The sequence below is a fragment of the Nocardia sp. FBN12 genome (genome assembly GCF_054031145.1).
The window spans coordinates 5,814,227-5,828,589 of record NZ_CM132926.1 but is presented as its reverse complement, the minus strand read 5'-3'; the positions used below and the strand labels follow the sequence as shown (position 1 = coordinate 5,828,589).

Genomic DNA, 14,363 nt, shown 5'->3' with positions numbered 1-14,363 from the left:
GCTAACCTGCCCACCTCACAAAGCTTGCCGCGTCCCTGACTCTCCCCGTCCCCGGGTCTGGCCAAAAGGCCCGGGGAGGCGGCTACAGCACGATGTTGACCATCTTGCCTGGCACCACGATGATCTTGCGGGGTGCTTGACCGTCGAGCAGGGCGATGACCTTCTCGTCGGCCAGCGCGGCGGCCTCGATCGAGGCGGGGTCGGCGTCGGCCGGAACCTGGATTCGGCTACGGACCTTGCCTTTCACCTGAATCGGGTACTCCACCGAGTCCGCCACCAGCAGCGCGGGATCGGCAGCGGGGAAGGGTCCGTGGGCCAGGGATGTGGTGTGGCCGAGGCGTTCCCACAGTTCCTCGGCGATGTGCGGGGCCAGCGGCGCGAGCATCAGGACCAGGGGTTCCACCGCGGCGCGGGGGGCGCCGGTGGCGTAGTTCTTGGTCAGGTGGTTGGTCAGCTCGATCAGCTTGGCGCCCGCGGTGTTGTCGCGCAGGGCGGCCAGGTCCTCGTCGACGCCGGCGATGGTGCGGTGCACCAGGCGCAGGGTCTCGTCCGAGGGCGCGGCGTCGGTGGCCTTCACCGTGCCGGTTTCCTCGTCGACGACCAGGCGCCAGACGCGCTGCAGGAAGCGGTGCGCGCCCACGACATCCTTGGTCGCCCACGGGCGCGAGGTGTCCAGCGGACCCATCGACATCTCGTAGAACCGGAAGGTGTCGGCGCCGTAGAGGTCGCACATCTCGTCGGGCGAGATGGCGTTCTTCAGCGACTTGCCGATCTTGCCGTACTCCTGGGAGACCTCGATCTCGACGCCGTCGGCACCGGTCCAGAAGAACTTCGCGTCACGCTCGACGACCTCGGCCGCGGGCACGTACGCGCCACGGGAGTCGGTGTAGGCGTAACCCTGCACGTAGCCCTGGTTGTACAGGCGGCGGTAGGGCTCGTTGCCCGACACATCGCCCAGGTCGAAGAGCACTTTCTGCCAGAACCGCGCGTACAGCAGGTGCAGCACCGCGTGCTCGACGCCACCGACGTACAGGTCGACACCGCCCGGATCGTTCGGGCCGTGCTCAGCCGTGCGTGGGCCGAGCCAGTACTTCTCGTTCTCCTCGGCGCAGAACGTCTCGGCGTTGGTTGGGTCGGCGTAGCGCAGCTGGTACCACGACGAGCCGGCCCAGTTGGGCATGACATTGGTGTCGCGGCGGTACTGCTTGGGCCCGTCACCCAGGTCCAGCTCGACGTTCACCCAGTCGGTGGCCTTGGCCAGCGGCGGGGACGGCTCGGAATCGGCGTCGTCGGCGTCGAAGGTGACCGGCGCGAAGTCTTCCATCTCCGGAAGTTCCACGGGCAGCATGGATTCCGGCAGCGCGTGCGCCACGCCGTCGGCGTCGTAGACGATCGGGAACGGTTCGCCCCAGTATCGCTGGCGCGCGAACAGCCAGTCGCGCAGCTTGTACTGCACGGTGCCGGTGCCGTGGCCCTCGGCTTCGAGGTGGCCGATCATCGTCGCCTTGGCCTCGTCGACCGAAAGCCCGTTCAGGAAGCCGGAATTCACCAGCTTGCCCTCGCCGGAGTGGACCGCTTCGGCGACGTTCCCGCCGTCGATCACCTCGATGATCGGCAGGTTCAGCGCGGTCGCGAAGTCCCAGTCGCGGCTGTCGTGGCCGGGCACCGCCATGATGGCGCCGGTGCCGTAGCCGCTCAGCACGTAGTCGGCGATGAAGATCGGTACCTGCGAGCCGTCGGCCGGGTTGGTGGCGTAGGAGCCGAGGAAGACGCCGGTCTTCTCCTTGTTCTCCTGACGTTCCAGATCCGACTTCGCCGCGATCGACTTGCGGTATGCGGCAATGGCTTCCGCGGGGGTGGCGCTGTCGTTGGTCCAGCGGGCGTCGGTGTCGGCCGGCCAGGCGTCGGCGGTCAGCTTGTCGACCAGCTCGTGCTCGGGGGCCAGCACGACATACGTTGCGCCGAACAGGGTGTCGGGGCGAGTGGTGAACACCTCGATGGTCTCGCCGTCGGCGTCGAACCGCACCTGCGCGCCACGCGAGCGCCCGATCCAGTTGCGCTGCATGGACTTCACGTTGTCCGGCCAGTCCAGCGTGTCCAGGTCGTCGACCAGGCGGTCGGAGTAGGAGGTGATCCGCATCATCCACTGCCACATGCGCTTACGGAACACGGGGAAGTTCCCGCGCTCGCTGCGGCCGTCGGCGGTGACCTCTTCGTTCGACAGCACCGTGCCCAGACCCGGGCACCAGTTGACGATCGAATCCGACTGGTACACCAGGCGATACGAGTCGATCAGCGCACCACGCTCGGCGGCGGACATGGTGTTCCAGTCGCCGGCGGGAACCGGGCGTGCGCCGGTGGCGAACTGCTCTTCCAGCTCCGCGATGGGGCGCGCGTGTCCGGCCTCCTGGTCGTACCAGGCGTTGTAGATGCGCAGGAAGATCCACTGCGTCCACCGGTAGTACTCGGGATCGGTGGTGGCGAACGAACGGCGCGGGTCGTGGCCGAGGCCCAGCCGGTCCAGCTGACGCTGCATCGTCGCGATGTTGGCCTCGGTGGTCACCCGCGGGTGCGCGCCGGTCTGCACGGCGTACTGCTCGGCGGGCAGGCCGAAGGCGTCGTAGCCCAGCGCGTGCAGCACATTGCGGCCACGCATGCGGTGGTAGCGACCGAAGACGTCGGTGGCGATATAGCCGAGGGGGTGGCCGACGTGCAGGCCCGCGCCCGAGGGGAACGGGAACATGTCCTGGATGAACAGCTTGTCGGGCGGCGTCTCGCCGGCGAGCGGCCCGACCGGGTTGGGCGCGTTGAAGGTGCCGCGCTCGGTCCAGTTCTGCTGCCAGCGGCGTTCGATCCGCCCAGCCAGCTCGGCGTTGTACCGGTGCTGAGGTACGTCAGTCTCGGTTGCACGAGTGTCCTGCACGGTCCTGCCTTCTTGTTCTCGCCGATCCCCGGTAAACATCGTCTAACAGCGTAGAACGTCGGTGCGAGGTGATTTCCCAAGGGCCGAGAACGTGCCGCCTGGTCTCGCGCGGCCCGGGCAATACCCACCGGTGGATGTGTGGCCGGTCACCTCGGCGGGGAGCCCTGATTTCGGGTCTTTACGGGTGCGCTAGCCTGCATGAATGGTCGTCGTCGCTCTCCTGTTGTTCGCGCTGGCCGCGGTCGCCATCGTGACCGGCGTGCTCGGACTGCTCGGCAAACTGCCCCGCAACCGCTTCCTCGGTGTCACCACCGAAGCCGCCCTGCACGGCGACGACAATTTCCGCATCGCGAACCGCATCGCCGCCCCCACCTCCGTGGGCGCGGGCGCTCTCCTGTTCGCCGGCGGCCTGGTCGTGCTGGTATCCGGTGGTTTCGCGGGCCTCGGCGTAGCCGCCCTGGTCGCCGTGATCGCCGTCTTCACCCTCGGCGCAGGCGCCAACGCGGCCGCCCGAGCAGTCGAACCTCTCCTCCCCCCGGCCCCCGTCGGCGGCTGCGGCTCCTCCTGCGGCGGCTGCTCCCTCCGCGACACCTGCGCCCCCGCGAACTAACCCCTGGCGGCGGGTCCTGCGTTCCGGTAAAACAGGAGGCAGGACCTTGATCGGGGGGCATCATGAAGGTTGTCGGGGCGGGGCTCGTGCTCGCATTGATCGGCGCGATCACTACCGGCTATTCGGCGGTCGCGGGGATTGTCATGCTCGTCGTGGCGGCGGTGCTCCTCGCGAGCGGCCTCGTTCTTGTTTTCCGTGATCCCGGTGGTTCGCGGAAATCGAAGCGATGGTGGGCCGCTGGTGCGGGGTCGTCCGCGGCGGGGGTTGCCTGGTTCGGTGACGGCGGCGGGCAGCATCACGGTGGCAGCGGCGGGGGCAACAGCAGCGGGCACGGTGGTGGCGGCTGCGGTGGTGGCGGCGGTGGCGATTAGTCGCTGACTGCGACTGAGCCACAAGGGGATTACAAGAACGCGCGGTTACGGTCGGCCTCGTCATACCGGTACAGGTAGGAGGGGTTCATGAGTATCAGCGATGTGGTCACAACGATTCTCTCGCTTCTCGTCGGCGTGCTCGGCGTGGTGGGAATCGTGGCGGTGCCCGTCATGGTCATCCTGGCGATTGTTCAGCAGCTGTCCGATCCGGCCGGGCGACCGGAAAGGCGCGCGCGGATCTGCTGACGTGGTTGCCGGGCCGGAACAGTAAACAGTTCGGGGAGAAACCATGATCTTTGTCTTGGCGTTCATTGTCGCCGTAGTCGGGCTGTTGCTCGGGGGTGGAACGGGAGCGGTCCTACTGGCGACCGCGATCGCGATGGTGCTGTTCGGGCTCGTAATGCTCAGTGCCACACCGGAAGCCAAGAACGAACGGCAGGCCGCGGCGGCGCGCCGAGCGCGTCGGTGAGCGATTACGACTCGTTTTGTACCGAAAGTGTTCGGGTACACCGTAGTAACGACTGAATTGGGGGAATCATGAAGGTATTGGGGCTAGGGCTCGCACTGTTCTTCGGCGGATTGTTCGCCGGAGCTTTCGAACCGTTACTCGGCGTGCCGATCATCTTGATCTCGATGGGCTTCATCGCGGCCGGCTGTGTCCAGCTCAGCCGCGCCTCCGGGCAGCGACCTACGCGCGCAGGCGGTCGCCGCAATCGAGGTTGGGCCGCGGGTGGGGCTGCTGCCGCGGGCACCTATGGCTCCGGCGACGGCGGTAGCGGAAGCGGCAGCAGTTGTGGCGGCGGAAGCAGCTGCGGCGGTGGCGGCGGAGGCGGCTGTGGTGGAGGCGGCGGTGGCGGCGGGGGCGGCTGACCCGGCGTTCTGGCCGCTGGTCGGCTGAAAGCCGATTGCAAGGACTCGCGGTTACGGTCGGTCTCGACATACCGAACCAGGTAGGAGGGGCCCCGTGAACTTCATCGACGTGCTCGCCGCAGTGCTCTCACTCGTCGTCCTCATGGTATTCGTCGTAGTGCTCATCGGAGCGCCGGTGCTGATCCTCGTGGCGATCATCAGGGCAACCGATACGCCGGCCAGGGCCGGCAGGCGGGCCCAACGTGCCGCGAACCAACATCAGGCGCGCACGCAAATGCGGGCACGGCGCTCGGGCTCGACCAGTTGGGGCTCCACTGACAGCAGCTGGTCGAGCGGTAGCGGTTGGTCAGCGAGCAGCGACTCCGGATCCAGCAGCGGCAGCAGTTGCGGCGGCGGCAGTAGCAGCAGCTGTGGTGGGGGAAGCAGTTGCGGTGGCGGTGGTGGTGGGGACTGAGCCGCGGATGACCGGGACCTGGTGGAGGGTCCAGGTCCCGGTCGGGGGGGACCCGGTGAGTACCGGGTCAGGCTTCGGTTGCCGAAGTGATCACCGCAGGTCGATGAGGGCGGTGTGGACGGCGGCGGCCGCGGCGGGGTCGCCGACGGTGATGCGGGCGCTGCCGTCGGGGTAGGCCTTCGCTTTGATTCCGGCACGGCGCAGGGCGGTGGCTACGCCGGGTCCGGGGAGGTAGAGGAAGTTCGCGTGGCTGCGGGGGACGTCGATTCCGCAGGTGCGCAGTGTCATTCGGAGGAGTTCCCGTTCGTGGTTGATGTAGGCGACGCGGTCGTGGAGTTCGGTGGTGGCGGCGTAGGCGGCGCGGACCGCCGCGACCGAGGTGGTGGGGATGCCGAAGGGCAACTGCTGGTGGCGGATTCGTTCGATCAGCTTTCCCCGGCCGACGCAGTAGCCGATGCGTAGGCCGGCCAGGCCGTAAGCCTTCGAGAACGTCCGCAGGATCAGCAGGTTCGGGTGGCGGCGCAGGAGGGTGTGGATGTCGAGTCGATCTGCCGGGTCGAGGAATTCGACGTAGGCCTCGTCGAGGAGCACCGGCACGCGGTTCGGGATCGCGGCGAGGAAGGATCGGACGGCAGCGGCGTCGATGACGGTGCCGGTTGGATTGTGGGGTCGGCACAGCACGACCAGGGCGGTGCGCCGGTTCACCGAGCGGCGCATGGCGGTCAGATCCTGATTGCCACCGGCGTCGAGCGGGACCGGGACGAGCACCATTCCGGCCATCTCCGCCATGATCGGGTACCCGTCGAACGTCGGTGTGCCGGTGAGCAGTTCACCGTCACCGAGAGCCCGCAGCACCTGCATCGCGACACCGGTAGCCCCGGCGCCGACCACCACATCGTCGGGTGAGACCGCCAGCTGGCCGGCGATCACCCGCGGCAGTTCTTCCGGAAGGAATTCCGGATACCGATTGGCCTGGGTCAGTGCGGTATTCACCGCGGTGAGAACGGAAGGCAGTGGTGGAAACGGATTCTCGCTGAGGCTGAGATCGAACAGCTGGGGTGTCGCGGTGGTGCGGAACCGGCGGGAGGGGATAGTCGGTTCCACCAGTTGCAGACTCATCGCGCGGCGCCCCAGCGAATGGCCGCCGCGCCGGCGAAATCGCCCGCGTGCGCGAACGCGGACAGCAACACCACCGACCCGTTGCGCAACCGGCCTGCCCGGTTCTCCACATCGAGCGTCACGGGAATGCCTGCGGCGAACAGGTTTCCGCACTGATCGAACGTATCGGGATGACGTTCCGCGGGCAGCTCCAGCGCGTCGTGCCAGTTGCGCAGGAACAGCCGGTTCGGCTGATTGGTGACGAAGGTGTCGATATCGCTGCTCTTCACCCCGATCCGCTCGCACACCTCCAGCGCCACCTCGGGCACCAGCCGATTACCGCGTGCGAAGACCTTGGTGATCTTCGATTCGGAGAAACTCACACAACCCTGACCCTCGCCCGGCTCCCAGTACTTGCGCGTGCCATTCGTGGAAAAGTCCATGTCACCGGCGAATTCGGGATAGGTGCGGGTTTCGATCTCGAGAATCGGTCCCGAATCATCCTTGCGCAGCAGCCCGATTCCGCACCCGTCCCCTGGCACCGGCGCCTGCGCCAATTTCCGGATATCGGGCTGGGTGAACACCGGTCCCGCGCAATTCTGCGCGGCGACGATCAGCGCGGTTCTCGCATCGCTGGTGGCCATCATCATCCGGGCCAACGACATCATCTGGACGAACGCCGCGCACCCACTGTTGTGCACGTCGAGCACCTGCGAGGGATGCGCGCCCAGCCGGCGAGCCAGTTCCGGGCCCGCTCCGAGCACCGGATTGTCGGGCAGCTGGGTGTGGGTGATGATGATATCGATCTCGGACGCCAGGTCGGCGCCGTGCCGTTCGCGCAGGACGGCGAAGGCCTGCTCGGCCATGTCGACGGCGGTTTCGTCGCGGCCGATGTGGTGGCGGCCGGCCGGCGAACGGAACATCACGTTCTTGGCCATCCGCTCCGAACGGGAGAACTGGGTGAAGTAGTCGGTCGGGACGGGGTCGCCGGGCAGATAGCTCGCGACGTCGACCAGACTCACCTGCGGCATATTCACTGCATCCACTCCGGCTTGATCGGCAGCCCGTTGACCGCGCGGTATTCACAAATGGCTTTGAGGTTGTCGAGCTCGAGCTGGTGTCCGGCGGAGAACATCTCCCAGAAATCGCCGACCCAGACGGGGCGCTTCGGCGGTGCTGTTTCGGGATAACCGTTCTCGTCGTAGAAGGGGTGTTTGCAGTTGACCCACGTCACCACCGAACCGGGCTTGTTGAACACCACCTGCGCATCGATCACCCGCATCAGATAGATCATCCACAGATGCTCGGACTGGTCCCACGCGCAGTGATAGTCGACGGTCATCGCGTCGGCATGGGTGACGGTGCGGGTGAAACACTTGGTCGCGTCACCGAGGCGGTCGTAGGACAGCCACAGGCCGGGCTCGTCGGTTTCGACGAATCCGCGCAGGCTGTAGGTCCATTCCTCGAGCGAGCGGGTATCGGCCAGGTACGCGAAGACCTCGCGTGGCGGTGCGGCGATGTAGGTCTGCACGGGGCAGTAGTCGCCGAAGATCTGGTCGTGCGGATACACCGACCGCAGCATGTCCATGATGATCGGCGTGGTGGTCTCCCGGTCGGAATTCTCGATCCGGATGACGCCGGGCACCACCTCATCGGGGATGTCGGACAGGGCTGGCAGGGCGCTGGTGGTCACGGGGTGCTCCTGGATTCGAGGGTCGACAAGAAGGGCAGAAAAGGCGGGACTTCATCTGGGTCGCACAGGATTTCGAGAAACGAAGGGCCGGGGGTGGCGAAGCTGTCGGCCAAGGTCTCGAACAGCCGGTCGGGGTCGGAAACGGTGTGGGCGGACAGCCCGGGGAACATGGCGCCGATGCCCGCTCCCAGATGCGACGGCTGAAAACGGTTGAAGCTGTATCGATCTCGGTAGTAGAGCTGTTCCCGGGTGACGCACATCGCGTGTGCGTTGTTGTTGAACACCACGAAGGTGATGGGCAGGTCGTGTTCGATCGCGGTGTGAATCTCCATGCCGTGCATGAAGAACGAGCCGTCGCCCGCGATGACGACGGTCCGGTGCGGGCCGTCGGGTGCGGCACGGCGGGCGAACGCGGAACCGATACCCGCGCCGAAGGCGTAACCCATGCCGCCCATCCCGAGCGCGACCGTGAAACGTCCGCGCTCGGGTACCCGTAGGTAATGCACCACCGAGGCGCCGGTGTTACCCGCATCGGCGAAAATGTCGGCGCCAGCGGGCAGCGCGCGCTGGATCGCCTCGACGACGGTGCGATAGCGCAGACCCGGACCCTCGGCCGCGGGGACCGTCATCGGGGTGAGCTCGGTGGCGCCCGCGCTCGTCGTCGGCCCCGCACCGATGCCCGCCAGCAGGGCGCTGATGGTCGCGGTCAGATCTGTGCTGGTGGCATGGGTCGCCGCCGGGTACGGCGGTAGGGCGCCGACGCTCAGCACCGGCAGGTCGGCGAGGGCGTTGTCGAGGCCGGCGCGGGTGGTGACCGGAAGGCGCGTGCCGACGAGCAGGCATGCGCTCGCCTCCGCGAGGTTCTCGACCAGTTCGGCATGACCCATGCTGCCCGCGACACCGCAGTAGCCGGGGCCCGTATTGGAGTACACGTCCTTGGCGTCGGGAGCCACGCCGATCGAGGCGTCGAGCGCGGCGACCAGTGCGGTGAGTTCGGCGCGAGCATCGTCGCGAGCGACCTGATCACCGGCGATGATCACTACCTTGCCGACGCGCCGGGCGGCGGCGAGTTCGGATGCGATGGTGAGCGTGGAGACTCCGGGTGTTGCCGTTCGTGCGAGCTCGGCTTCCTCGGGAACCGGCGAGCCTGCCCTGGAAACCACCGCGGCGGGCAGTGGATCCGTGGCGAACCGTCCGCCGGTCTCGTCGTGTACCGGCATCACCTGCTGCTGAACATCTTTCGGAATAAGCAAAACGGCGGGACCGCCACTTTCCGCGGCGGCGATCGCCGCCGCGAGCTGCGCGGGCAGCTCGGCGGGGTCGCTCACGCGCGCGCAGTACCTGCTGATCGTGGCGAACAGCGCTGCCGCGTCGATGGATTCGGCCAGCCCGCTCGAATCCTGGAAGGCACCGAGTCCTTGCAGACCGGTCGGCGGCTGTCCGACCAAAGCCAGCACCGGCACCCGCGAGGTGAACGACTCGGCAAGGCCGGCAACAAGATTCATGGCCCCACCACCCGAAGTAGCCGCGACGACACCCATTCCGCCCGTGCTGCGCGCGTACCCGTCGGCCATCGTCGCCGCCGAGAACTCGTGCTTGGCGACGATCCCGGCGGGAAATCCGCCCGCATCGAAGATCGCGTCGTACAGGTCCTCGATATTGGCGCCGTCGACGCCGAAGATCTGGGCGATTCCCCGGTCGGCTACCGTTCGTACCAGGTAGTCCACGACTCTGTCCGGCATCGGCCCTCCTTCTGCGCGACAAGATGTGACGCCGTTGTTCACCGCGTCTATCGGGGACTACGAGGCGCGCCGAGGGGGAGTTCAGAGGGTGGGCGAAAACTAGCCCTTGTGTGTACGTACACATATACGTATAGTGAGTTCATGCCCAACAAGACGATCTACGTAGCCGACGATGATCTCCCCGTGTTCCAGCGGGCTCAGGAGCTGGTCGGCGGAAACCTCTCCAGCACCGTGGTCAGCGCGCTGCGCAGGCTCATCGAGCTGGAGGAAGGCCGTGCGGCCGGCTTCGAGGAGGTCGTCCTGCAGGTGGGTCGCGACGGGGTCCGGCAGGTGCGTTTCCAGGGCGCGCTGCTGGCCGAATGGCGCGATGTCGGCGACAAGCGAGTGCTGCACCAGCAGGTGTATCGCAGCCGCAAGGGCAAGCTCGTGCTCCACACGCACTCGGCGTTGTGGTCGGAATACCCGACCGGCGACGCCGCGGGCGACCTCAAGGACTGGAAATACTGGCGCCGCATGTTCGGCATCGGTGACCGGCCGTGGGACTGGGGTGACTACGAGTACGAGATCCTCGACGACCTGAAAGCCCTGAAGGATCGCGTGCCCGACAAGCTCTATCGCAAGGTCGAAGACATCACCGCGCACCCGCAGATCGAGGAACTCGACATCTAACTCCTCGCGCCGACAACCACACACCGCACACACCAACCGCAGCCCCTGGGGGCTGTGTCGATAACTCATGCACATATTCGCAGCAATGAATGCAATTCTCTGGAAAGGGACGATCATGGTCAACTCGGCCATCACCGCACGCGGTCTCCACAAGGCCTACGGCGACAAAACAGTTCTCGACGGCATCGACATCACCGTCGCCGAGGGCACGGTGTTCTCCCTGCTCGGCCCCAACGGCGCGGGCAAGACCACCACCGTGCAGATCCTCACCACGCTGATCGCCGCCGACGGTGGGCAGTGCACGGTGGGTGGCCACGACGTGGCGAACGATCGAGGCGGGGTGCGCGAGCTGATCGGCGTCACCGGGCAGTTCGCCGCGGTCGACGAGCTGCTGACCGGCCGGGAGAACCTGCACATGATGGGTGACCTGAACCATCTACCGCGCCGCGAAACCCGCAGTCTGGCAGACGAATTGCTGGCCCGCTTCGACCTGGTCGAAGCCGCCGACAAGCCGGCGAGCACCTACTCCGGTGGCATGACCCGCAGGCTCGATCTGGCGATGACGCTGGTCGGCGATCCGCGGGTGATCTTCCTCGACGAACCGACCACCGGCCTCGATCCGCGCAGCCGCCGCTCCATCTGGGAGATCATCCGCGGCCTGGTCGACGACCTCGGCGTCACCGTCTTCCTCACCACCCAGTATCTCGAGGAGGCCGACCACCTGGCCGACCGCATCGCGGTACTCGACAACGGCCGCATCGTCGCGGAAGGCACTGCGGCAGAGCTGAAGCGGCTGATCCCCGGTGGTCACATCCGCATCGACTTCACCGATCAGCCCGACGTGGCCGCCGCCCAGCGTGCGTTCGGCCCGACGGCGAAGGTGGTCGAGGGCACCGACGGGCTGACCCTCGCCGTGCCGAGCGACGGCGGCGTGCGGTCACTGCGCGCCGTGCTCGACCTGCTCGACGCCGAAAACATCGAAGCGGGCGGTATTTCCGTCCACACGTCCAATCTCGACGACGTCTTCCTCACCCTTACCGGCCGCGCCACCACCGAGCAGGAGTCACTGCGATGACCACTATGACCAAGTCCAAGTCCTACGCCTTCGCCGACACGATGACGATGTTGCGGCGCAACATGATTCACGTCAAGCGTTACCCCAGCATGACGTTCAGCATCATCATCATGCCGATCGTGCTGATGCTCGTGTTCAAGTACGTCTTCGGCGGGGCGCTCGAAAAGTCCTCTGGCGGCAGCTATATCGACTATCTGGCACCCGGCATGATGTTGCTGTTGCCCGCGTATCTCACGGTGTCGGTCGCGGTCTCGATCGCCACCGACGCGAGTAAGGGCATCGTGAATCGCTTTCGGGTGATGGCGATCTCGCAGTCGTCGGTGCTCACCGGGCATGTGCTCGGAGCACTTATCCAGGCGATGGCGGGTGTTGTCGCGATGACCGCCGTCGCGATGCTGGTCGGCTTCCGGCCGAACGCGAACGTCGTCGAGTGGGTCGGTGCGTTCGGGCTGCTCGCACTGGTGACCTTCGCCTTCACCTGGCTCGCCATCGCGCTCGGCCTGCTCTCGCCCACTCCCGAAAGTGCCAGCAACGCACCGTTTCCCATCGTGCTGCTGCCCTTCCTCGGCAGCGGTCTGGTGGCCACCGACACGATGCCGGTGGGTATGCGTCAGTTCGCCGAGTACCAGCCCTTCACCCCCATCACCGAGACGCTGCGCGGCCTGCTGATGGGCACGGAGATCGGCATCAACGGCTGGGTCTCGCTGGCCTGGTGCGCCGTGATCGCGGGCGGCGGCTTCCTCTGGTCAGCCCGCCTCTCCGCGAATTACAGCCGGTCTCGAGCGGGCAGCTAGCCAGGCAGGCGGCCGCCGGTCGATAACGTGTGAGCTTGGCCCGTACCCGGTGAGTTACCCATGTTCTCGCTGAATCTGTTGAACGGTCCCGGATTGCGATCCGGGACCGTTCTGCGGTCAGACCTGGGCGACCAAGATGGGCCGACCGGAATCGACAGAGGTGATCTCCACCTTGCTGATCGACTCCGGCGGTGCGTCGATGGTGCGATCCACCGTCAGCTCGGTGCCGGGGCCCGCGGGCCACTGGTCGAGTTCGAACCGCTGCTCACCCGCGGTCACGACCAGACCGTACGTGCGGGTATAGCCGGAACCGTAGGAACTCGGCGCGTAGCGGCAGGTCATCACCAGGCGCGTGCGATCACCGTCGCGGACCAGTTTCACTTCCGCGCTCACCGGGGTCTGCTCCACGGCCTGCATCTGCTGCTCCGCGACGATCTGCTCGGTCGGCGTCTCCGAGCGGGCCACGGTCATCGTCACCGGGATCGCGATCGCCACCGCGGCCGCAGCGGCCGCCACCGCGCTCCCGACACCCACCCAGCGCCGCCGCTTCCTGCGCCGTTCGGCGGCCGCGGCCAACGCCGGAATCAGGTCAGGGACCTGCGGCGCGACCGGCTCGGGCGATTCGATCATCGACAGCGCGATATCGCGGTCGACCAGGGCGAGCATGCCCGGCATCCCGGACAGTTCGGCGACGGCCTGCTGGCACTGCGGGCAAGTCAGCAGATGCGTCTCGTATTCGCGCCGCTCGGCGGCACCCAGCGAACCGAGGACGTAGGCAGCGTCCCAGGTGCTGTACTCGTCGGCGAGGTCGGTCATCGGTTCGTCACCCCCATCTCCTGTAATGCCAGTCGCATGGCGCGCATGCCGTAGTGCAGGCGCGATTTCACCGTCCCCGGTGGGATGTCCAGTTCGTCGGCGATCTGGGCCATGCCGAGTCCGCGATAGTAGGCCCGCACGATCACCTCGCGATGATCCGGGCTCAGCGTGCTCAGCGCGTCGGCGACCAGCCAGCCGTCGAGTGCGCGTTCGGATTGGTCGGGGCTCACCTGCTCCGGCGGGGTGTCGGTACCGAACTCGCGACGGTGCCTGGCACTGCGATATTCGTCGACCGCGAGATTACGGGCCACGGTGAACAACCATGCGCGCGGCGAGGTTTCGGTCTGTTCCAGCACGGCGGGACGTTGCCAGGCGCGCAGCAATGTCTCCTGCACGATGTCCTCGGCGCGGCCGGGATCGCGCACCAAACCGAGGGTGAAACGCCATAGTGCTGGTGCGTGCTCGGCGTAGAGCGCGCGCATCAATTCGTCGCGACCGTCGTTCATCGGCGGCCCTGGTCACTGCTCGTCGTAATTCATGGGTCACTCCTGCTCGTGTGAAGGAGTAACGGGATCAGTTGCGTTCGAGTTCAATCGGGTGTGTCGCCAGCAGGGCAAGCGGCAACGGCTGACGACGCAACACCGCGGCCCACAGATCGTGGCGGTCGGTGGCGATCGGGTCCGACGGCAGCGCCGACACCACGATCCAGTCGTCGTTGTCGAGTTCCCCGTCGAGCTGGCCCATCGACCAGCCCGCGTATCCGGCGAAGATCCGGATCTGCTCGACGAGCGGACCGATCTCGGCGGGGTCGGCGTCCAGATCGACCAGCACCACCCGGCCGTCGACCCGGCGCAGGCCGCGGATCTCGGAGATATCGACCCCCGCGCGCAGCACCGCCAGACACAGCGCCGCATCACGTTTGACCGGGCCGCCGATGTAGAGATCCGTCGGCGTCGCGGCCAGATCCGCCCAGGCGGGCAACACATCAACGACCGGGGTCTCGCTGGGCCGGTTCAGCACCACGCCGAGGCTGCCTGCGTCGTTGTGCTCGATCACATAGACGACGGTGCGCCGGAAAGTAGGTTCCACCAGGTCTATCGCGGACACCAGCAGGTTGCCCGCGCGAACGTTCAGCGCGGGCTGACCGCGCCGCCGATCGTCGCCGTGCCCGTCGCGAGTCCGGCGCTCGTCGGGATCGTCTCCGCCTGCCACCGAGCCATCATCGCATTGGATCGGCGGTGTGCGCTC

At 66.9% G+C, this 14,363-nt stretch carries 17 protein-coding genes; 9 read left to right on the top strand and 8 right to left on the bottom strand.

The window, feature by feature from the left end; all coding sequences use genetic code 11:
* Positions 1 to 82 precede the first annotated feature (82 nt).
* Positions 83 to 2,923: a leucine--tRNA ligase gene (gene leuS / locus ACWZHB_RS27560; protein ID WP_427904695.1), complete on the bottom strand. Its 2,841-nt coding sequence runs from the start codon at positions 2,921 to 2,923 to the stop codon at positions 83 to 85.
* Between the two features lie 202 nt (positions 2,924 to 3,125).
* Between leuS and ACWZHB_RS27555 the strand changes: the two genes are divergently transcribed.
* The 6 genes from ACWZHB_RS27555 to ACWZHB_RS27530 all read left to right on the top strand — a co-directional run bounded on the left by ACWZHB_RS27555 (position 3,126) and on the right by ACWZHB_RS27530 (position 5,228).
* Entirely contained in the window at positions 3,126 to 3,533 is a 408-nt protein-coding gene (locus tag ACWZHB_RS27555; protein ID WP_427904694.1) for an SdpI family protein, read from the top strand.
* 62 nt (positions 3,534 to 3,595) lie between these two features.
* Positions 3,596 to 3,904, top strand: a complete 309-nt coding sequence (locus tag ACWZHB_RS27550; RefSeq protein ID WP_427904693.1) for a hypothetical protein — start codon at positions 3,596 to 3,598, stop codon at positions 3,902 to 3,904.
* 87 nt (positions 3,905 to 3,991) lie between these two features.
* Positions 3,992 to 4,150, top strand: coding sequence for a hypothetical protein (locus ACWZHB_RS27545; RefSeq protein ID WP_427904692.1), 159 nt, complete (start codon positions 3,992 to 3,994; stop codon positions 4,148 to 4,150).
* A 43-nt stretch (positions 4,151 to 4,193) separates the two neighbouring features.
* Positions 4,194 to 4,373, top strand: a complete 180-nt coding sequence (locus ACWZHB_RS27540; protein WP_427904691.1) for a hypothetical protein — start codon at positions 4,194 to 4,196, stop codon at positions 4,371 to 4,373.
* A 186-nt stretch (positions 4,374 to 4,559) separates the two neighbouring features.
* Positions 4,560 to 4,802, top strand: coding sequence for a hypothetical protein (locus ACWZHB_RS27535; RefSeq protein ID WP_427904690.1), 243 nt, complete (start codon positions 4,560 to 4,562; stop codon positions 4,800 to 4,802).
* 66 nt (positions 4,803 to 4,868) lie between these two features.
* On the top strand, positions 4,869 to 5,228 hold the full coding sequence (locus tag ACWZHB_RS27530) for a hypothetical protein (protein WP_427904689.1): 360 nt from the start codon (positions 4,869 to 4,871) through the stop codon (positions 5,226 to 5,228).
* Positions 5,229 to 5,318: 90 nt separating this feature from the next.
* On the opposite strand, the gene ACWZHB_RS27525 is transcribed toward ACWZHB_RS27530, so the two are convergent.
* Genes ACWZHB_RS27525 through ACWZHB_RS27510 form a run of 4 tightly spaced genes read right to left on the bottom strand, consistent with a single transcriptional unit; the run spans position 5,319 to position 9,761 of the window.
* Complete coding sequence (locus tag ACWZHB_RS27525) at positions 5,319 to 6,347, bottom strand: aminotransferase class I/II-fold pyridoxal phosphate-dependent enzyme (RefSeq protein ID WP_427904688.1); 1,029 nt, start codon at positions 6,345 to 6,347, stop codon at positions 5,319 to 5,321.
* Positions 6,344 to 7,357 carry a 3-oxoacyl-ACP synthase III family protein gene (locus tag ACWZHB_RS27520; protein WP_427909312.1) on the bottom strand — a complete coding sequence of 338 codons (1,014 nt, stop codon included), beginning with the start codon at positions 7,355 to 7,357 and terminating at the stop codon, positions 6,344 to 6,346. The genes ACWZHB_RS27525 and ACWZHB_RS27520 overlap by 4 nt, the downstream gene beginning before the upstream one ends.
* Before the next feature lie 2 nt (positions 7,358 to 7,359).
* Positions 7,360 to 8,019 (bottom strand): SRPBCC family protein, encoded by a 660-nt coding sequence (locus tag ACWZHB_RS27515; RefSeq protein ID WP_427904687.1) that lies wholly within the window; start codon positions 8,017 to 8,019, stop codon positions 7,360 to 7,362.
* Positions 8,016 to 9,761 (bottom strand): thiamine pyrophosphate-binding protein, encoded by a 1,746-nt coding sequence (locus tag ACWZHB_RS27510; protein ID WP_427904686.1) that lies wholly within the window; start codon positions 9,759 to 9,761, stop codon positions 8,016 to 8,018. Before ACWZHB_RS27510 ends, ACWZHB_RS27515 begins: the two co-directional genes overlap by 4 nt.
* Before the next feature lie 141 nt (positions 9,762 to 9,902).
* Between ACWZHB_RS27510 and ACWZHB_RS27505 the strand changes: the two genes are divergently transcribed.
* The 3 genes from ACWZHB_RS27505 to ACWZHB_RS27495 all read left to right on the top strand — a co-directional run bounded on the left by ACWZHB_RS27505 (position 9,903) and on the right by ACWZHB_RS27495 (position 12,299).
* Positions 9,903 to 10,430, top strand: coding sequence for an EXLDI protein (locus ACWZHB_RS27505; protein ID WP_427904685.1), 528 nt, complete (start codon positions 9,903 to 9,905; stop codon positions 10,428 to 10,430).
* A gap of 115 nt (positions 10,431 to 10,545) precedes the next feature.
* Positions 10,546 to 11,505, top strand: a complete 960-nt coding sequence (locus tag ACWZHB_RS27500; protein WP_427909311.1) for an ATP-binding cassette domain-containing protein — start codon at positions 10,546 to 10,548, stop codon at positions 11,503 to 11,505.
* The gene (locus ACWZHB_RS27495) at positions 11,502 to 12,299 is read left to right on the top strand and encodes an ABC transporter permease (protein ID WP_427904684.1); all 798 of its coding nucleotides are present in this window, start codon (positions 11,502 to 11,504) and stop codon (positions 12,297 to 12,299) included. Before ACWZHB_RS27500 ends, ACWZHB_RS27495 begins: the two co-directional genes overlap by 4 nt.
* Before the next feature lie 117 nt (positions 12,300 to 12,416).
* On the opposite strand, the gene ACWZHB_RS27490 is transcribed toward ACWZHB_RS27495, so the two are convergent.
* From ACWZHB_RS27490 to ACWZHB_RS27480, 3 genes are all read right to left on the bottom strand, one after another.
* Positions 12,417 to 13,115 carry a zf-HC2 domain-containing protein gene (locus tag ACWZHB_RS27490; RefSeq protein WP_427904683.1) on the bottom strand — a complete coding sequence of 233 codons (699 nt, stop codon included), beginning with the start codon at positions 13,113 to 13,115 and terminating at the stop codon, positions 12,417 to 12,419.
* The gene (locus ACWZHB_RS27485) at positions 13,112 to 13,621 is read right to left on the bottom strand and encodes a sigma-70 family RNA polymerase sigma factor (RefSeq protein ID WP_427904682.1); all 510 of its coding nucleotides are present in this window, start codon (positions 13,619 to 13,621) and stop codon (positions 13,112 to 13,114) included. Before ACWZHB_RS27485 ends, ACWZHB_RS27490 begins: the two co-directional genes overlap by 4 nt.
* 67 nt (positions 13,622 to 13,688) lie before the next feature.
* Positions 13,689 to 14,327, bottom strand: a complete 639-nt coding sequence (locus tag ACWZHB_RS27480; RefSeq protein WP_427904681.1) for a YqgE/AlgH family protein — start codon at positions 14,325 to 14,327, stop codon at positions 13,689 to 13,691.
* Positions 14,328 to 14,363: the final 36 nt, after the last annotated feature.